The 16,931-nt window shown below is 57.9% G+C and carries 19 protein-coding genes, 1 tRNA gene and 1 pseudogene; 11 read left to right on the forward strand and 10 right to left on the reverse strand.

The features are described 5' to 3' along the window. Positions 1-210 carry a chlorophyll a/b-binding protein gene (locus DXY31_RS13605; protein WP_114994284.1) on the forward strand — a complete coding sequence of 70 codons (210 nt, stop codon included), beginning with the start codon at positions 1-3 and terminating at the stop codon, positions 208-210. Positions 211-224: 14 nt separating this feature from the next. On the opposite strand, the gene DXY31_RS13610 is transcribed toward DXY31_RS13605, so the two are convergent. The 4 genes from DXY31_RS13610 to psbX all read right to left on the reverse strand — a co-directional run bounded on the left by DXY31_RS13610 (position 225) and on the right by psbX (position 2,385). Then, entirely contained in the window at positions 225-662 is a 438-nt protein-coding gene (locus tag DXY31_RS13610; protein WP_244279821.1) for a hypothetical protein, read from the reverse strand. Positions 663-709: 47 nt separating this feature from the next. Continuing rightward, positions 710-1,198, reverse strand: coding sequence for a Tol biopolymer transporter periplasmic protein (locus DXY31_RS13615; protein ID WP_114994286.1), 489 nt, complete (start codon positions 1,196-1,198; stop codon positions 710-712). A 35-nt stretch (positions 1,199-1,233) separates the two neighbouring features. Then, on the reverse strand, positions 1,234-2,181 hold the full coding sequence (locus DXY31_RS13620; protein ID WP_114994287.1) for a Ycf66 family protein: 948 nt from the start codon (positions 2,179-2,181) through the stop codon (positions 1,234-1,236). Positions 2,182-2,262: 81 nt separating this feature from the next. Beyond that, on the reverse strand, positions 2,263-2,385 hold the full coding sequence (gene psbX / locus DXY31_RS13625) for a photosystem II reaction center X protein (RefSeq protein WP_066910860.1): 123 nt from the start codon (positions 2,383-2,385) through the stop codon (positions 2,263-2,265). Between the two features lie 89 nt (positions 2,386-2,474). Between psbX and DXY31_RS13630 the strand changes: the two genes are divergently transcribed. Further along, a complete protein-coding gene (locus DXY31_RS13630; protein ID WP_114994340.1) occupies positions 2,475-2,804 on the forward strand; it encodes a YggT family protein in 330 nt (109 codons plus the stop codon). A gap of 22 nt (positions 2,805-2,826) precedes the next feature. On the opposite strand, the gene accC is transcribed toward DXY31_RS13630, so the two are convergent. Then, positions 2,827-4,173, reverse strand: coding sequence for an acetyl-CoA carboxylase biotin carboxylase subunit (gene accC / locus DXY31_RS13635; protein ID WP_114994288.1), 1,347 nt, complete (start codon positions 4,171-4,173; stop codon positions 2,827-2,829). Between the two features lie 148 nt (positions 4,174-4,321). Between accC and DXY31_RS13640 the strand changes: the two genes are divergently transcribed. The 3 genes from DXY31_RS13640 (at position 4,322) to msrB (ending at position 6,171) form a co-directional block, all read left to right on the forward strand. Next, positions 4,322-4,403, forward strand: a tRNA-Leu gene (locus DXY31_RS13640). A gap of 29 nt (positions 4,404-4,432) precedes the next feature. Beyond that, a complete protein-coding gene (locus DXY31_RS13645) occupies positions 4,433-5,719 on the forward strand; it encodes a glycosyl transferase (RefSeq protein ID WP_114994289.1) in 1,287 nt (428 codons plus the stop codon). A gap of 26 nt (positions 5,720-5,745) precedes the next feature. Next, on the forward strand, positions 5,746-6,171 hold the full coding sequence (gene msrB / locus DXY31_RS13650; protein WP_114994290.1) for a peptide-methionine (R)-S-oxide reductase MsrB: 426 nt from the start codon (positions 5,746-5,748) through the stop codon (positions 6,169-6,171). Between the two features lie 42 nt (positions 6,172-6,213). On the opposite strand, the gene DXY31_RS13655 is transcribed toward msrB, so the two are convergent. From DXY31_RS13655 to DXY31_RS13665, 3 genes are all read right to left on the reverse strand, one after another. Next, positions 6,214-7,404: a PRC-barrel domain-containing protein gene (locus DXY31_RS13655; RefSeq protein WP_170953715.1), complete on the reverse strand. Its 1,191-nt coding sequence runs from the start codon at positions 7,402-7,404 to the stop codon at positions 6,214-6,216. 60 nt (positions 7,405-7,464) lie between these two features. Then, entirely contained in the window at positions 7,465-11,016 is a 3,552-nt protein-coding gene (gene smc / locus DXY31_RS13660; RefSeq protein ID WP_244279811.1) for a chromosome segregation protein SMC, read from the reverse strand. A 104-nt stretch (positions 11,017-11,120) separates the two neighbouring features. Continuing rightward, positions 11,121-11,534, reverse strand: a complete 414-nt coding sequence (locus tag DXY31_RS13665) for a hypothetical protein (protein WP_371639471.1) — start codon at positions 11,532-11,534, stop codon at positions 11,121-11,123. Positions 11,535-11,595: 61 nt separating this feature from the next. Here DXY31_RS13665 and DXY31_RS13670 point away from each other — a divergent pair, with 61 nt between their 5' ends. Both DXY31_RS13670 and DXY31_RS13675 read left to right on the forward strand, forming a co-directional pair. Continuing rightward, a complete protein-coding gene (locus DXY31_RS13670; RefSeq protein ID WP_114994343.1) occupies positions 11,596-12,036 on the forward strand; it encodes a hypothetical protein in 441 nt (146 codons plus the stop codon). Further along, complete coding sequence (locus tag DXY31_RS13675) at positions 12,033-12,431, forward strand: phage holin family protein (RefSeq protein ID WP_114994292.1); 399 nt, start codon at positions 12,033-12,035, stop codon at positions 12,429-12,431. Before DXY31_RS13670 ends, DXY31_RS13675 begins: the two co-directional genes overlap by 4 nt. Before the next feature lie 33 nt (positions 12,432-12,464). Here the strand turns inward: DXY31_RS13675 and DXY31_RS13680 are convergent, their stop codons facing one another. Then, complete coding sequence (locus DXY31_RS13680; protein WP_244279813.1) at positions 12,465-13,637, reverse strand: class I SAM-dependent RNA methyltransferase; 1,173 nt, start codon at positions 13,635-13,637, stop codon at positions 12,465-12,467. A 433-nt stretch (positions 13,638-14,070) separates the two neighbouring features. Between DXY31_RS13680 and DXY31_RS17620 the strand changes: the two are divergent. The 4 genes and pseudogenes from DXY31_RS17620 to DXY31_RS13705 all read left to right on the forward strand — a co-directional run. Continuing rightward, positions 14,071-14,196 (forward strand): annotated as a pseudogene (locus DXY31_RS17620) (asparaginase); the annotation flags it as partial. Then, complete coding sequence (locus DXY31_RS13695; protein ID WP_114994294.1) at positions 14,196-15,215, forward strand: hypothetical protein; 1,020 nt, start codon at positions 14,196-14,198, stop codon at positions 15,213-15,215. The pseudogene DXY31_RS17620 and the gene DXY31_RS13695, both read left to right, overlap by 1 nt. Then, positions 15,208-16,089, forward strand: a complete 882-nt coding sequence (locus DXY31_RS13700; RefSeq protein ID WP_114994295.1) for a sulfotransferase domain-containing protein — start codon at positions 15,208-15,210, stop codon at positions 16,087-16,089. Before DXY31_RS13695 ends, DXY31_RS13700 begins: the two co-directional genes overlap by 8 nt. A 28-nt stretch (positions 16,090-16,117) precedes the next feature. Beyond that, a complete protein-coding gene (locus tag DXY31_RS13705) occupies positions 16,118-16,627 on the forward strand; it encodes a hypothetical protein (protein ID WP_244279814.1) in 510 nt (169 codons plus the stop codon). Here DXY31_RS13705 and DXY31_RS13710 read toward each other — a convergent pair. Next, complete coding sequence (locus DXY31_RS13710; protein WP_244279815.1) at positions 16,624-16,905, reverse strand: PqqD family protein; 282 nt, start codon at positions 16,903-16,905, stop codon at positions 16,624-16,626. The genes DXY31_RS13705 and DXY31_RS13710 overlap by 4 nt on opposite strands. Between the last annotated feature and the right edge of the window lie 26 nt (positions 16,906-16,931).

Below are 16,931 nucleotides of genomic sequence, written 5' to 3' on the forward strand. Positions count from 1 at the left end.
ATGACTTCCGAGACCGACTCAGCGAAGCCGCCTGAGGCTCCCCTCGACCAGACACCCTCCGCTACTACAAGTGATGTTCCTGCGTTCGGATGGAGCGGCTATGCGGAGCGCGTCAATGGTCGTTTCGCCATGATCGGCTTTCTTTCAGTGCTGCTTGTGGAAACACTGAGCCACGACACCTTCCTGCACTGGTCTGGTCTGGTGCCCTGAGTGGTCCTCGCTGATCAAGGTAGTCGGATCAGATCCACGTCCCATCGCCCCTGGCGGCTCACCTGCACCGCCAGCAGTCGCCCTGATCCATCCAGGCTGACCTCTCTGGGGACTCCGGCAGGTTCTATGGGTAAGCGTTGAAGCATTCCCACACCACGGCGATAGAGCATCAGTTCCGTGCGTCCATCACGGCTGCGGATCAGGGCAATGCGATTGCCATCAGCGCTCACGCTGACACTGATTGGCTGGGCATCCGCCTGATTAATGCCAGGCAGCGGCACAGGCTGACCATTGCGCAGATTCACAAGCTCGACCCGTTCCCGACCGTTGCGACTGGCGATCGATGCCAACCAGCGGTTGCCCATGGAAGGCCATCGCCTGCTTTCAGCACTGCGCTGCAGTGCGCTGCTGATGCCCTGCTCAGGACGCAGGCCTGATGGACCACAGCCCATCAGGCAAAGTCCAAGCAGTAATGCGGTGATTTGTGGCCATTGAGTTGTCATGGCTGAGGCTCCGCCGCAGTTGACCTGCGCAGGCCGCCGGGTCGATCTGGTTCGAGCAGGCCGCTCAGATCAAGTAGTTCAACCTGCCAACGCCCACGATCGGCGGTCTGTACTGCCAGCTGATGCCCATCCGGTGAGAGGCTTACTCGGACTGGAGAACGACCTGAGGGAAGACGTAGCGGATGGGCTCGGCCATTGAGTCGGTCTTCGATCAGAACAAGCCTTCGGTTGCCGCGCTGAACAATCACGGCCAGATAGCGACCATTCCAGCTCAGGGAGGGAGAGCTGTGGGGCTGTTGCCGGTTCAGATGGCGCAGGGGCAGGCGACCACCTCCACGCAGGTCTTTCAACTGCACGGTGGGTCTGCCGCGCTGGTCAACAATCATGGCCAGCTTGCTGCCGTCTCCACTGAGGGCGGGCTCCTGCTGCTGCTCAGGCAGAAGCGATCTGGGAGCTCGCTGGGTTCTGCCGCTGCACCCGGCCATCAATAGGCCAATTAGCAGCAGCGTACGGAAGCGGATCAGTCGTCGAAGCGGGAGCTGTTATCCCGTGGACGCGAACTACGGGGAGGGGTTCGCCCAGAATCTTGGGAACGCGTGTTGGGCGGGGACTCCTGGCCAGGTTGACGTTTGCTCGGGCTGTAGGCCGCATCTTCAGCAGCCTGGCGGAATGGCGTTCCTTGAGGAACTCCCGGCGGAGTTGCAGCTGCGGACCGATTGATAAAGGGAGAGCGGGACACGGCTTCCGGTGAGTCGTCGGTTGGACGCGGGGAGGTCATTGACGGGGACCCAGTGCGTGAAGAAGCAGCGCTGGGTCTGCTGCCGCGTCGTTGATCCTCACGCTGATTGCGGCGATCCCCGAAGCTGGGACCAGAGGCTGGGCGATCGTCGTCTCGATTGCCGAAGCGAGCCATGCGGCGATCCTGTTCACTGTCCTGCCTCCAGCTGGAGGGTTCTTCAGGGCGGCCGCGTCGTCGACTGGCGGCTTGTTCGGGAATGGCTGCTCTGGAACTTCGGCGCGGGCGATAGAGGTCGTCTTCCTGTCCTTCATTGCGGTCGAATTCTTGCCCTGCAAAACGGCGTCTCAGCGGCTGAGGTTCGTCGAAGCTTTCGTAGGAGTCGTCGTATCCGCCACGCATCCCTGGGGCTTGTCCCCTGGCAGGAGGCTCGTCATCGAAATAGGCCGAGCGCCGAGCCTGCTCTGCTGAGATTCCTCGCAGGCGGACGCTTTCATAGGCGAAAAAGACCGTTGTGCCGGCTAGCAGAAATTGTCCGAACTGGAGAATCGGATCGAGTCTCCAGCCCTGGAAGAAGAGGATTCCGCCGCACAGCAGGCCGATGGCTGCAAAAAAAACGTCGTAATCGCGGGCGAGGGCAGGCTTGAAGCTGCGCATGAAGTACAGCATCGCGCCGCCAACGGCCAGCACGATGCCAACGATGCTGGCCCAATTAAGACTGGCGTTAACCACGATTAGGACCTCGAAGTGCGTTCACCAGTTTCTTTGTAACCGGGAACAGTTGATTCAAGTTTACGAAGCGCGCCAGGCCCTTCAGAGTTTTCGGTCCACCTGGTCGGTTTGGCTGAACAGGAATAGAGCGATGGAAGCTGGCACAACCACGATCACGGCACCCGCGACCAGGCTGAGAAGGAAATTGGTGAGGGAGGGAGTCATAGCGATCGGGCCGGAACCAAACCCTGGATGCAAGGCAAGAGCGATCTTAGGGATCGTTGGCGACTTTCTACGATGCTGATCCCGTTGCTTTGAGCTTTGTGACGCCGACCCTGCTTCAGGTTCTGCCGACAGTGCATCTGATCTTGGGTCTGCTGCTGGCTGCATGGAGCCTGATGTTTCTGATGCGGATCGTGCTCACTTGGTACCCGAAGGTTGACTCCAAATCAGGGGTCTGGGCTCTGGTGATCTGGCTTACGGAGCCTGTTCTGGCTCTCACTCGCCGTGTTGTGGCACCGATTGGCGGAGTGGATGTCACGCCGGTCATCTGGCTTGGTTTGGTCAGCCTCGCGCGTGAGCTGTTGGTTGGTCAGCAGGGTGTGCTTTCACAGATCCTGATGCGTTCCCAAGCCATCGCTTAAACGGCGAGCGTCCGTGAATAGCTCAGGGGAGCATTTCCTGCTCGACGAATTTTGTGTGGACGTCGCCGTTGATGAATTCCGGCCGCTCAATCATCTCCAGGTGGAAGTCGACCGTTGTGGGGATCCCAGTGACGGCGCATTCATTGAGGGCACGCTTCATGCGTGACAATGCATGTGTGCGGTCGGTTCCCCAAACGATCAGTTTCCCGATCAGAGAGTCGTAAAAGGGTGGTATGTCGTAACCGGTGTACACGTGACTGTCGACGCGAACTCCAGGACCTCCGGGGGGAAGCCATCCGGTGATCCGTCCTGGAGCTGGGCGGAAGTTGTGGCGTGCGTCCTCTGCATTGATGCGGCACTCAATCGCATGACCACGCAACTGAATATCTTTCTGAAGAACGCTGATCGGCTCGCCTCCCGCGATGCGCAGTTGCTCAGTGATCAGGTCAACGCCGGTGACCATCTCAGTGACAGGGTGTTCCACCTGGATGCGGGTGTTCATCTCCATGAAATAAAACCCGCCACTGCGGTCTAGTAGGAACTCGACCGTGCCGGCGCCCTCGTAATCGATACTGCGCGCTGCAGCCACAGCCGCTTCGCCCATGCGTCGGCGCAGCTCAGGGTCCAGAGCAGGGCTGGGCGCCTCTTCCAGCAGTTTCTGGTGGCGGCGCTGAATGGAGCAGTCCCGTTCACCGAGGTGAACGACGTTGCCATGGCGATCGGCCAACACCTGTACTTCAACGTGACGCGGGCGGTCGATGAATTTCTCCATGTACAACCCAGGATTGCCGAACGCAGCCTCTGCCTCTCCCTGTGCTGCCTTGAAGAGAGTGTCGAGCTGATCAGGGCTCTGAACGAGGCGCATGCCCCGGCCACCCCCACCGGCCGTGGCCTTGATCATGACCGGGTAGCCCATGCTGGCTGCCAGCTCAGCCGCTTCCTTGGTTCCTGAAAGCAGCCCTTCGCTGCCGGGAACGGTGGGAACCCCCACCGATTGCATGGTTGTTTTGGCGGTGGACTTATCACCCATCGAGCGGATCGCGTGGGGCGATGGTCCGACAAAGGTGAGGCCATGGTCGCCGCACATTTCTGCGAACTTGTCGTTTTCAGCTAGAAATCCGTAGCCGGGATGGATGGCGTCAACGCCCCTTGACGTGGCTGCCGCAAGAATGTTGGGAACGTTCAGATAGCTGCGGTTGCTGGGTCCTTCGCCCACACAGACCGCCTCATCGGCCAGCTGTACGTGGAGGGCGTTGCGATCAACGGTGCTGTAAACCGCCACCGTGGCGATTCCCATCTCCCGGCAGCTTCTCAGAATTCTGAGAGCAATTTCGCCGCGGTTGGCGATCAGCACCTTGCCGATGGGCATCCCGCAGATTCCAGGCCAGGGCGGATCGTATCAGTGTCCGTGCATGGGAGTTCATCGGCTTCCTGCAGCGTCTGCGGGCAGGGCAATAAAGGGCACCCCAGCCGGTATGATCGATCCCCGGTGAAGCCCGAAGGGCTGAATCAACCACGCGGATGTGGTGGAATTGGTAGACACGCACGTTTGAGGGGCGTGTGGCTTCGGCCTTGCGAGTTCAAGTCTCGCCATCCGCATTTCTTTTCCAAAAGCCGATCCGTTTCGATTGACGCTCCGATCCAAGGATCCAACGCTCTCTGTGGTGTTCGTTTCCAACGGACCCGGCGAGCTGAGTACCTGGGTCCGTCCGCTGGCGGAACGGCTCCACCGGCAATTGCTGCTCAGGCCGAGATCCATGCATTCGCCTCTTAGCTTGAGGCTGGTGCTGGTCCCATGCCCCAACGCCACAGGCCTGGAGGCCGAAGCTGCCGGTCGCTGGCAACAGTTCGATCGAATCATTCCTGCGGCTCAGTTTTGGTCGCTGTTGCTTCATCCAGATCGGTTCGGCCACTGGCCGAACAGAGGTGTAGTGGTCTTTCTTGGCGGCGATCAGTTCTGGAGTGTATTGCTCTCAGCAAGGCTTGGCTATCGGCACATCACCTACGCCGAATGGGTGGCCCGTTGGCCGCGTTGGAATGACCGCATTGCGGCCATGGCGCCAGAGGTTCAGCAGCAGTTGCCAAAGCGCTTTCGTTCGCGTTGCCGTGTTGTTGGCGATCTGATGGCAGACCTGTCGAGCCATGCCAGGGCAAGCGATCCTCTGCCTGAAGGGGAGTGGGTTGCATTGCTGCCGGGATCCAAGCCAGCCAAACTCAGCGTGGGGGTCCCGTTTTTGTTTGAAACCGCCGACCGTTTGATGGCGCGACGCCCAGATTGTCGGTTCCTTTTGCCAGTAGCCCCTACCACCAGTGCTGAGGCTTTTCTCCGGTATCTCAGTACTGCCAATCGCATCGCGGATGCTTATGCGGCCGGTGTGAGGGAGGTTCTCCCTCCGGGAGATGGCTGGCCCTGGCGGCGGCTGCTGACCAATGCCGGCACACTCATCCATCTTCAGGAGGACCCCCCTGCCCATGGAGTGCTGAGTCAATGTTCCCTGGCTCTCACCACGGTGGGTGCTAACACAGCCGAACTGGGCGCTCTGGGAGTGCCGATGATCGTGCTGGTGCCAACTCAGCATCTTGGTGTGATGCAGGCTTGGGACGGCTGGATGGGGCTGTTGGCCCGCTTGCCTGGACTGCGGCGACTGATCGGTCTTCTGCTCAGCGCCTGGAGGATGAGAAACCATGGCCTGTTGGCCTGGCCGAATATTTCCGCAGGCCGGATGGTGGTCCCTGAGCGTGTGGGCGCCATCACACCCGAGCAGATCGCAGCTGAAGCATCGGGCTGGTTGCAGCAGCCTGAGCGGCTCGAGGGTCAGCGCGACGATCTCAGGGCGCTGCGCGGACAGCCGGGAGCGGTGGCGGCTTTGGCTGAAGAGGTGAGGAGCCTGCTGCCGAAGGCTCTTTCCGACTAGCTTTTGAGACGAATTCCGAACAGTTCATGACCACTCCCTCAACCTCCGGCGGCGATCGCGTTGAACGCTCCCCTGAGGAGTGGAAGCAGCAACTGACTCCCGAGCAATTTCAGGTGGCCCGTAAAGGAGGCACTGAACGGGCCTTCACCGGTGTTTATTGGGACCACAAGGGCGATGGCACTTATCACTGCATCTGCTGCGACATCCCCTTGTTCAGTTCCAGCACAAAATTTGAATCCGGTACTGGTTGGCCCAGTTTCTGGCAGGGAGTCAGTTCTGGGGCCATCGTCACCAAGGAAGATTTCAGCCATGGAATGGTGCGTAGAGAAATCCTTTGTGCACGCTGCGATTCGCATCTAGGACACGTATTCAGTGATGGACCAGCCCCTACTGGACAGCGCTACTGCGTCAATAGCGCTTCACTGCAGTTCAAGGGTGGTGATGAATCTTGATTGAACTGCCGCTGATCCGAAGGCCAATCTGCCCTGATTAATTCACCAGGGATCTTCAACGGGCTCGCCGGAAGTCCCTTCTGGTCGTTCGTTATTCCATGTGTTGCGCGTTTTCGGCTCTAGCTCCAAGGGTTGGCGCTCGACTGATTCCACATCCATCGGTTCCACATCTAGTGGTGCCCCGGGGCGTTCCACAGGGCGTCTTGAAGCCGGGCGGGGACGATCGTCGTAGCGAGGCCTTTCCTCGTAGCGAGAACGTTCCTCATAGCTGGATGGATCCAGTTCACCTAGGGGTTCTGGATAGCGGGGCTCCGGCTCCTGATAAGACCGTTCGTCCTGTCCCTGAGTCCGATAACGACGATCGTCAGGCTCAGGTTCGCGTCTGGAGTAGCGCTCTGGCTGTCGATAGGGCTCGGGTTCATCCATGGGCAGTTCATCGAGGTAGCGGCGCCGTCTCACGTCCTGCTCTCGAGGCTGTTCCAGTTCCACATATTCAAGTTCCGGTTGCTCGGCCTCAAACCGTTCGACCTGAGAGGCCTCGAGCTGCCGTGGGGCTGCTTCAGTTGGCTGACCAGAGCTGAGCTGGTTTTCCACTGGCACCACGTTCAAGCGGTAACGCTCCCTCTCCTGCTCCTCCCAGCTGGCTCCTCCCACTCCCAGCTTTTCCAGGAATCCACTGTTGAGTTGTTTGAGTTTGTCTTCGGCGCCCTCGTAAACGATGATCCGGTCAGCACCACTGCTGACAATCTCTTCCACGGGAATCTCCCAGGTGCTCAGCACACCTTCACCCAGTAGCGGCACACCCAAAGCCCCCATCACCAGGGTGGTTAATTCACCGGTTTCGATGTCGAACGAAAAGCCCAGGACACGACCGAGTTGCTGACCTGATTCCGTGATGACTTGGCAGTTGATGATGCGGCTATAGCGATCAGCTGCAAAGCCTTCGCTCAGGGAGTCGGCTGAGTCGACAAGGATCACGTCCCCAACTTGGCGGATTCGGTCGAGGGGCATCCAGCGCGGCAGGCCCGGCAGGAACCTGGTGAGCGGATTGTCGCGTAATCCCAGGGCCACTACTTCGCGGCGGTCAATGTCCACGACCACTTCACCCACAACGCCCAGACGACGACCACTGTCGCGGGTGATGACCTGCGTACCCATCAGTTCCGACCTCAGCCAGAGGCGGTCACTCGGCACGTTCGCCAGGGGGTCATTCGGAGTTGACGACAAGCTCAACCGCGGGCCTCAGCCGGAGGGATTCGTGACATTTTGGCGCAAGGACCCTGCGCTGGCTGTTCAGGCTGCATCAGGAAGGCCAACCACCTGGGTGTGGGCACCGCGCGCCTGAGTGACGCCGATGGTCCGAGTGGAGGCTCCGATCATGGGCCGGCGGTGGCTCACCACTAGGAACTGTGCCTGTTCGGCCTGGCGAGCAATCAGGGCTGCCAAACGCTCCACATTGACCCCGTCGAGGAAGCTGTCGACCTCATCCAGGGCATAGAACGGGGATGGACGGAAGCGCTGCAGAGCGAATAGAAAGCTGAGTGCAGTGAGCGACTTCTCTCCTCCTGACATTGCCGCCAAACGTCTGACCGCTTTGCCTTTGGGATGGGCTACCAGTGTGAGCCCACCCTCGAGAGGGTCATCCGGATTGTCGAGCTGAAGCTTGCCATCGCCATCAGAAAGGCTGGCGAAGATTTCGCGGAAATGGCTGTCGACTGCCTCAAAGGCTTCCATGAAGGCTTCCTGGCGCAGCGTGGCCACAGTTTCGATCCTCAGCAGCAGTTCTTCTCGCTCCTGGCTGAGCACATCCAGACGTTCACCCAGGTCGCCCAGGCGTTGTTCGAGCTCTGCCAGCTCCTCCAGGGCCAGCATGTTTACCGGTTCTAGAGCTTCCATGCGCAGCTGCAATTGCTGCAGGCGTTCTTGAAGGCTCTCCAGACCACTTTCACGCAGCTCGTCGGCAATTTCCGGAAGTGGATTAGGGAGCGTGGACCGCAGCTCCTCCAAACGGAGACCTCCGTTGCGCAGTTGCTCCTCGAGTGAGCTGCGCTCCTCGCGTAGGCGCTCCAGCTCCCAGCAGGCCTGCTGCAAGGCCTGCCGCTGTTCAGCAACGGCAGCCTCCGCTTCATCTCTTGCGCGTCGCTCTTCCCCGAAACGGGTTTGCAGTTCCTGCTGCTGAGTTTCCAGCGCATCTCGGCGGGTCTTCAACGCCTGTTGCTGCTCACGCCACCGGCCATGCGCTTCCGAGAGGGCTTGAACCGCTTGCTGAAGCGAAGCTTCTTCCCGCTCAATGGCTTGCTGTTGATCGCCGAGTCTCTGTTGAGAGAGTTGTCGGTCGCGTTCCTGCTGCAGCAGTGCATCGCGTTGCTGCCGCGCGGCCTCAAGGCCGGAATCCACCCGTTCAAGCTCCTGCTGCAGAGCTTGCCAACCCTCGGCATCACCATTGGCTTCGAGGTTGGATTCCTGGGAATTGAGCTGATTGAGTTGTATTTGTAGGGGGTTCAGGCTCGTCTCAAGCTGATCAAGCCTCAGACGATGTTTCTGCTGGGCCTGTTGCAGCTCGCTGAGTTTGCGCTGACGCTGTTGCACGCGTTCGAGCAGTGGGCCATGGGAACGCTTGGCGGCTTGGCGTTCTGCTTCCAGGGCGGCCTGGCGCTGTTCCAGTTGCCGCAATGTTGGCCGCTGCTGATCCACGGCCTCCGCCAGCCTCTGTTCCTCCCGCCGACAAGCGGCCAGGCTCTCCCCCAGCTCCAGCAGTCGCTGACGCAGTGGGGCGGCTTCATCACTATCACTGCTGGCACCGAAGCTCAGCCCGCCACCACGCTGCGAGAAGCTTCCGCCTGTCATGGCACCACTTTTTTCAAGCAGCTCACCTTCGAGGGTGACGGCTCGTGAACGGCCTAGGAATTGTCTGGCACTGTTCAGATCGCTGAACACCTGCGTGTCACCGAAGACGTAGGCAAAAACGTCTGTGTAAATCGCTTCGTAGCGGATTAGTTCGACAGCGCGTCCAATCAGGCCATTCCCCTCACCCGCCTGGGGGCTGCGGCCACGAGCTGTAGCTGCCGCAGCCCCCGCGCCAGGAGCTCTGATTTTATTGAGCGGCAGGAAGGTGAGTCGACCGGCGCGGCGACTTTTCAGTAAGTCAATCGCTCGAGCAGCGATGCGGTCATCGTCCACCACCACCTGAGCCATCCTTGCGCCGGCAGCCACTTCCAGAGCCAGGCGATGGCGTTCATCAACTTCACCAAGCTGCGCAACATGGCCATGAATCCCTTCCAGGCCCGATTCGAGCAGCAGCCTCAGTGCCCCAGTGCCCCTGCTTTCCTGAAGGGCTTCCCGGCGGCTGTCGTGGCGGGCAATGTCGCGTTCGAGCCGCGTCTGTTCCTGTTCGAGCCTGGAACGGGTGCGTTGTTGGATCGCGACCGACTCCAGCAGTTGCTGAAGTCGCTCTCTGCCGCTGCGAATCGACTCCAGCAGCGTCTGCCACTCTCGCTCGAGCTGCTCCAGCAAGGTCTGGACCCGCTGGTCTTCCTCCCCGTCCTGATCTCGCTCCTGTTCCAGCTCCAGCTGTCGTTCTTCGTCTTGTCGAAGTCGTTCCAGCAGCTGTTGACGTTCCTCCTGAAGCGGTGTGACGCGACCTTGAAGGTCCTGACGTTGGCCGGAGAGCTGCTTTTGTTCTTCGAGCCAGGTTCCTGAGCGTCCTGCCACTTCTCCTAGTCGCCGCCGGGAGAGCTCCACTGCTGCTTCCGCATCTCTGCAGTCTTGCTCCGCTTTTTCCAGCAATCCATTGTTGGTTTTCAGGCGCAGGTCTTCTGTTTCATCCTGAAGTTGGCCGCGGCGGGCTTGTAGCTGATGGCGCAGTCCTTGCAGGCGTTCAGCCTCCTGCTGATGCTGGCCTGCCTGCCGTTCCAGTTCGCGGCTCTGTGGATCAAGCCCTGCCAGTTCAGCCTGCACGCTCAGCAGCTGGTCTTCGCCGAGAGCTTTGACGCTCTCCTGAAGGGTCTGAAGCCTTCCAGCCGCTTCCTGCAGGCTGACGTCGCGTTGCTCGATTGACCGAGCATCGTTTTCCTCTTTGGTGCTCAGTTGTTCTTGTCGCTGCTGAAGGCGTCGACGTTCGGATTGAGCCGCTTCGAAGGCCAACACCAGCTCCTGTCGGCGGCCGAGTTGCAACTGTTCTTTGAGTTCTTGATAGGCCCTGGCTTTGGCACAGTCTTTTTCAAGTCGCTGCCGCGCCGTCAGCAGCTCCTGCTCAACGATGCGGCAGCGCTCCTGGCGCTCCTGAACTTCATCGAGTTTGCGCCTGGTTTGTTCAATGCGGGTGTCGAACAGCGCCACACCGGCCAGCTCATCAATCAGGCCGCGACGATCGCGGTTGCTCATCGAAACGATGCGGGTGACATCTCCCTGCATCACCACGTTGCTGCCCTCAGGGTCGATGCGCAGTCGGCGCAGCTGGGTTTGCAATTGCTGGAGATTGCACGGGACCCCATCCGCGCTGTAGCTGCTGCTGTAGGAACCTCCTGGCATCACCCGCAACTTGCGTGTAACGGTCCATTCCGTTTGATCGGCGCGGATCCATGGCCCCTCCTCCGGGGGCTCCAGTCCTTCCTCAGCCGCGTCAGGCTCCCATTCGGATAGGTCGAAACGGACACTCACCGTGGTTTCGGCTGACTTGCCGGCCTTCAGCACATTGCTATTAACCAGATCAGGCAGGCGATCAGCACGCATGCCTTTGCTGTTAGCCAGACCAAGACAGAACAACACTCCATCGAGAATGTTGCTCTTGCCAGATCCGTTTGGCCCGGTCACCACAGTGAACCCGGGCTCCAGGGGGATGCTCATCGCCCCCCCGAAGGACTTGAACTGTGTCAGCCCGACCTGATTGATGTGTACCAACAGGGGCCACGGCTGTTAGCCGTCCGAAATTAGCGGAGCCTTGAAAAAGCTCAAGTGCTGTTTGCAGTGCTCTGGTCGCTGGGAGAGCGCATGCGGCACTTTGCTGCTGCGATTTCCAGAACAACCGGCTCGCTGAGGCCGATGACGGCCATCCCTTCCAGCTCCACCTGAATGGGCTGATTGGCATCAGAGGGCAGGCCGCTTCGCATCTTGCCTGCTACGACCCGTCGCGCCCAACCCCTGTTGCCGGATACGGAGGCTGCCTCACGATCCAGCCACACCAGTCGGTGGGGGGGCAAAGGTGTGGCTTGCACCGCAGGACCGTTCAAACGTGGAATCGCTTCCAGTCGCCAGCTGCGGCAGCTGTCTCCGTCCTCAAGCAACAAGTCGAGGTGGCAACCGCCTGGGTCATCCGGGGCCCCAAAATGCTCTAACAGGGCGTAGCGCAACTGATGCCCCACCAATGCCAATGGGTTTCATCTCAGAGTTACCACCCTTAGCCTGCGGTTGGCCGTCAGGATCGCCATGGATTCAGCTCCCTCATCAGCCGATGCGCCTGCGGACTCCCAGGATCTGGCTTACCGCTTTCGGGATCGTTTTGAGAGTCTCTTGCCAGAAATCCAAAAGCGTTGGCCTGAAGTCACCCATCAAGCTCTTGAAGCCACCCGCGGCAGTTTCGATGAGGTGGTTCAACTGATTTCTGCCCAGAGCGACCGTGCTGCGAGCCTTGTCACTGTCCAACTCGAAGAGTTGCTGCATCAGGCTGGAGATCGCACCCGCAACTTTGCTGACAACCTTGATCCGCTGGAAGAGCAGCTTGAGCATCTTCTCGATGAGCTCAACAGCACTCTCCGGCCGAAGCTTGAGAAACCGGTGCGCGAAAGACCTTTAATGTCACTGGCTGTGGCCGCTGGTGTAGGGCTTCTGGTGGGTGCCTTGCTGACCGGTGGACGGAGATCCTCATGAGTGAGCTGCCCCGTTCCGAGCAACCGCGCTCCAGAGGACTTGGCGCTGCTGCCCGGGTCACTGCACTTGCGGGCTCGGTGATGGACCTCCACGTCCGTATTGCCTTGCAGGAGGTGGATCGCGAGAAACGGCGCCTGATCAGTGGCGGCGTGTTTCTGGCCATGGGAGGCACCCTGATGCTGATGGCCCTTGTGGCTGGAGAAGCTGCCTTGCTGGTTTGGATGCTGGAATCCTGGGGTTGGTCGTTGATCCAAGCGCTCCTGGCGATAGCGATTCTCAATCTGGTGGTGGCCGGATTCAGTCTGCGGATTGGCGGTCAACTCGCCAAAGGGCCGTATCTGCCTCAGACACTGGAAGGCTTGATGCGGACCACGCGGGCCGTCCTGGGCAAATGAATCGCCAGTTTTCAGTTTTCCAGGAGGATTGGATTAGCGGAGTCGCCTGTTCAGCTCGTAATGCAGCCAGCGGCAATCCAATCCCCCGTTATTCACAGGGATCCTTCGCCTTGCTTTGAGGCGTAGGGCTCCGGTTAATTCTCGATTGCCGCTGAGCAGCCACAGATCCCAGCCGCCGTAATCTTTTTTCAACACTGCTCCAAGCTCTCTGTAGAGCTCTTGAAGTTCAATGCTGTCGCCCAGTCGCACCCCATAGGGCGGATTGCACACCACCACGCCGTGGTCCTCTTCTGGAGCTGGTGCATCTCTGAAATCGGCTTCAACGATTTCGATTACCTCCTCCAGGCCTGCTGCTCTGATGTTGTCGCGTGCCTGCTGGGCAATCTTTGAGTCCTGCTCATAGCCCAAAATTCGTGGTGGATTGTCCACGGGCTGCTGCCGTTTCTGGGCTCTTTGTTGTTCTGCATTCCACAGATCTGGTTCGAAATCCGCCCATGATTCGAGCAGGAAGTTGCGATGCAGAGCAGGGAAGCGCTGCAGAGCCATCGCTGCGGCCTCAATCAGCAGGGTTCCTGAGCCGCAGCAAGGATCGGTCAGTGGGGTACTTCCGTCCCAGCCGGTCAGCCTGATCAGTCCTGCTGCCAGATTCTCTTTCAGCGGAGCTACCCCTACGGCGGCTCGATATCCCCTGCGGTGCAGGCTGCCACCGCTGCCGTCCAGGCTTAGGACTGCTTCATCACGATGCAAGTGAACATGCAGGCAGAGATCGGGTTCGTCCAGGTTGATAGACGACCGTTTTCCCCAGAGATCACGTTGACGATCAATCAAGGCATTCTTCACCTGGAGTGCTGTGAAGTGGCTGTGTTTCAGCCCGGGGGCTGTGCCGGTCACATCCACTCGGAAGCTCATCGATGGATGAAGCCAGCGTTCCCAGTCGAGGGCCTGTTGAACGCCGTCGTAAAGGGAATCGCGACCATCGCAGCGGAAGCGTGCCATTTCCCGCAGCAACCTGAAGGGCAGCCGGCATTGCAGGTGAAGCCTGTACAAACAGGCCATGTCGGATTCGAACGATGCAGCACGTCGTAGTGGTGTGATCTGTTTGGCTCCGAGTGCCTGCAATTCCTGGCTGCCGATGTCCTCGAGACCTTGGGGCAACACGGCGACGCCATGAATCGGCAGCGGCGCATGTCGGTGCTCACTCCCCAAGATCCTCTGCTCCACTTCACCACTGCTGTCAGAATGACAACGTCCGGTCTTGATCGGACTAGGTGATCCACACCAGTGTTTCGGACAGCGGTTCGATTCCGCTCAGCTCCATTCCCCCTTCCTGGGGCTGCAATGGTTTCGACGGGGCATGAGGAGGGTGACTGAAGCCTGCTCGGTAAGAGCAAACCCGTAACTGCGAACAACATCGTTCGTTTCTCCCGTCAAGCAGCCCCTGTTGCTGCCTGACCCTTTAAGGGAGATGGGGTGAAGTCAGCCTTATCACCCAAATGACTCATGGGGCCTGGAAGGGCCCTTTTTAATTGCCAGAGACTTGCTTCGTAGGGTCTTGGCGCAGCGCCTTGAAGTTGATTGCACGCAAATTTGCACGCAAGTGACTCGTGGATGGTGAGGAGCACTCGGTAGGCCTGGGACTGGGCTGCTGCCAGCAGGCCGCCTCAATCCCCAGAAAGCACGGGTGCTGTTGTTGTTGGCGTCGATGGCAGGATTAAACCGTGCAGAGCTGGCAGCATTGATCTCTAAACGCGAGCACGTGAGCTGATGCCTGCAGCGTCGCCTGGGATCTATCAAGCCCTGGGCATGCATCTGGAGTCCACGTTGGTCTTGCCGGAGTTGATCCAAGCGGCCGCGTCTGTGGAGCGTGAGTCGCTGGTGCAGCTGGTGGAAGCTGATCACAGGCAGTGGCCAATGCTGCAGGCCAGCCCCCACAGCACGCCAACGTTGCAGTTGGCGCCGCAGGAATGGCGGCTGGAACTGGAAGGCATTGGTTGGTTCCGTGCCACCGGTGGTGAGCGTTTGGAATGGCAGCGCTGGGACGACAGCGTCAGCGATCGCGACATCCGCACGTTTGCTGTCACCAGTGGGCTTGGGGCCTTGGCGATTCAGCGTGGTGCCTTGGTTTTGCATGGAACAGCGCTGGAGCGAGATGGTGAGGCCATCCTTCTGTTGGGTCATCCAGCTGCCGGTAAGTCCACCCTGGCCTGGTGTTTGCTGCAAGACGGTTGGCGTTTACTCAGCAGTGAGCTCGTTGCCGTGAGCCCTGATGGGCTGGTTCTGCCAGGGATGCATCAACTCAAGCTCTGGCATGACGCCGCTGTGGCATTGGAACTGAATTGGCATCAGTTGCCACCGGTGAGAAAGGGATTGAAGCGCTACGCACTGCATGCTCACGATTTGGATTGTCTGCCCCAAGGATCACCATTGCGGCTGATTTATGTGTTGAATCGCGCCAAAGAGGATTCGGGTCAAGAGGATGACGCTGAAGCAGAAGATGAGAAGGAAAAAATGTCTCTTAAGGCTTCACGCAATGTCTCACAAACCAATTCCTTGATGCGCCTGCGTAACCAAGCCTTTCACGCAAGAATGTATCGAGGCATGGACGCAGAAGCGCAGCTGTTTATGCAGGCAGCTGCACTAGCTCGAACGGTGCCGTTGCATGCCTTGATCGTTCCAGATGGAATCAAAGCAATGGCCAAAAGCCTGAAGAAGGTGGACCTGATGCAACCTGAATCGATGCAACAGCGCAGAGAAGCCACAGAAGAGGACTCAAGCAATGAATGAAGATCACAGCTACTGGTATCTGGCTTCTTATCCAAAATCAGGCAACACCTGGTGCCGGGTTTTTATCACTGAATTAATGAGGTTGGCAGGAGATAATCCTGGAGAAGAACTAAACCTTAATCAAGATATTGAAACTGGAGCGATTGCCTCATCCAGGCTTTGGCTGGACGATCAATTAGGAATTAATAGTTGTGATCTAAGTTTTAGTGAACTTGACCCGTTGCGCGGACGTGCTGGTGCCAGTTCGTGGCTATTCGCAGAAGGAGAGCGATTTCATAAAGTGCATGATTCATTTAAATCTCCTGATTCCCGTAGACGCCCGGTGGTGAGCACAACAGGTTGCTCTGGAGTTGTTTATATTCTGCGCCACCCAGAGGATGTGGCCCTGTCACTCAGTCACTTCTTCTCATGGCCGTTGGATCGATGCGTTGATTTTCTGTTGGATCCCGGTGCAGCACTGGTGCCAGGAGAACGCTTTGGAGGTCATCAAGTACGACAACACATGGGCCGCTGGGATCAACATGTGCGCTCATGGGCCGATCAAACTCAGCTACCAGTCTTGATCATGCGCTATGAAGATATGCTATCGAAAGGATCAGAAATATTCACTGAATTGGCAACTTTTTTAGGGCTTCCTACTGACTCAAAACTCATACATCAGGCTTTGGAAAACACCTCCATTGATCGACTCAAGAAGCTTGAGGAAGATGTTAATGGTTTTGCAGAAAAGCCTGCTGGTTGTGAACGATTCTTTCGCTCAGGTCGCACCGGAGAAGGAGCAGAACAACTTTCAATTGAGCAGCGAAAGCGATTAGCAAATGGGTTGTCTGAAGCGATGAATCGCTTTAAATACGAAGGGCCAGAAGTTGACTGATCCTCGAATTCAGTTTGTATTTGGACAGGTGAATGATCAGCTCAGAAGCGAATTGAAGGCTTTTTGGAGACAGTATGGCAAGCCATATCAAGAAGAATTGAAGTCGTTTCGAGCAACACTAAGCAATAACCAGAAGCGCATGGGTCTACTTAAAAAGCCTATATCGCGACAGCCAGCCGCAATTTCACGTGATCAATCAGGAGCAATTGATGGCATTGTATTTGTCGTATTACGAGAGTTAGAAACCTCGCTAGACCTTGGAAGCCATGCCTATTTTCAACGCATGTATGTAATTCCAGAATCCAGGAATCCACGTCTGGCAAATCAGCTCTTTAGAGCATTCCTTAAAGGGTTTGATCGTGAAGAAGAGAAACGCGATCATCGAGCAAAAGTATTACTAGCTGAAAACATTAATCCTGGCTTGCAAAAAGCATCCATGCGACGTTATTTTGCACGCCTTGGTTTCCAAATGCTTGGAGGAAATCGACTTGGTGGTGAAGTCTGGGCAAGAAAGCTCAAAACACACTTCTCGTTTTAATCACCAACTACGGCAATCACTTTTTTTTCTAAGGCAGCTTCCAGCCATGTTTCAATGGAAGACTTGCATTCATCGAGAGTTACTTCATATTCCGCCTGTAAATTCTTGCAGAGTTCAGGCAGTGTTGGCTGAGTTTTCAGTGCATGCCAAATAGCTGAGCCTGTCTCATTGAGAACAAGATAGTCGCAGGTATTGCTTTGAAATAAAGCCACACCGCCGTCGAGTTCTGTGCAGACAGCTTGGGGATGCTGTTTAAAGCGTTTGGTTCCACTTACCATCTAGCTTTTAAAACTCATCATTAACA

The sequence above is a fragment of the Synechococcus sp. UW179A genome (assembly GCF_900473965.1).
Taxonomy (GTDB): domain Bacteria; phylum Cyanobacteriota; class Cyanobacteriia; order PCC-6307; family Cyanobiaceae; genus Synechococcus_C.

Coding starts and splice junctions, on each gene's coding strand:
- DXY31_RS13605 (WP_114994284.1), top strand. CDS start 1: ATGACTTCCGAGACCGACTCAGCGAAGCCGCCTGAGGCTCCCCTCGAC.
- DXY31_RS13610 (WP_244279821.1), bottom strand. CDS start 662: ATGGGCTGTGGTCCATCAGGCCTGCGTCCTGAGCAGGGCATCAGCAGC.
- DXY31_RS13615 (WP_114994286.1), bottom strand. CDS start 1,198: ATGGCCGGGTGCAGCGGCAGAACCCAGCGAGCTCCCAGATCGCTTCTG.
- psbX (WP_066910860.1), bottom strand. CDS start 2,385: ATGACTCCCTCCCTCACCAATTTCCTTCTCAGCCTGGTCGCGGGTGCC.
- accC (WP_114994288.1), bottom strand. CDS start 4,173: ATGCCCATCGGCAAGGTGCTGATCGCCAACCGCGGCGAAATTGCTCTC.
- msrB (WP_114994290.1), top strand. CDS start 5,746: ATGACCACTCCCTCAACCTCCGGCGGCGATCGCGTTGAACGCTCCCCT.
- smc (WP_244279811.1), bottom strand. CDS start 11,016: ATGAGCATCCCCCTGGAGCCCGGGTTCACTGTGGTGACCGGGCCAAAC.
- DXY31_RS13670 (WP_114994343.1), top strand. CDS start 11,596: ATGGATTCAGCTCCCTCATCAGCCGATGCGCCTGCGGACTCCCAGGAT.
- DXY31_RS13675 (WP_114994292.1), top strand. CDS start 12,033: ATGAGTGAGCTGCCCCGTTCCGAGCAACCGCGCTCCAGAGGACTTGGC.
- DXY31_RS13695 (WP_114994294.1), top strand. CDS start 14,196: ATGCCTGCAGCGTCGCCTGGGATCTATCAAGCCCTGGGCATGCATCTG.
- DXY31_RS13700 (WP_114994295.1), top strand. CDS start 15,208: ATGAATGAAGATCACAGCTACTGGTATCTGGCTTCTTATCCAAAATCA.
- DXY31_RS13710 (WP_244279815.1), bottom strand. CDS start 16,905: ATGGTAAGTGGAACCAAACGCTTTAAACAGCATCCCCAAGCTGTCTGC.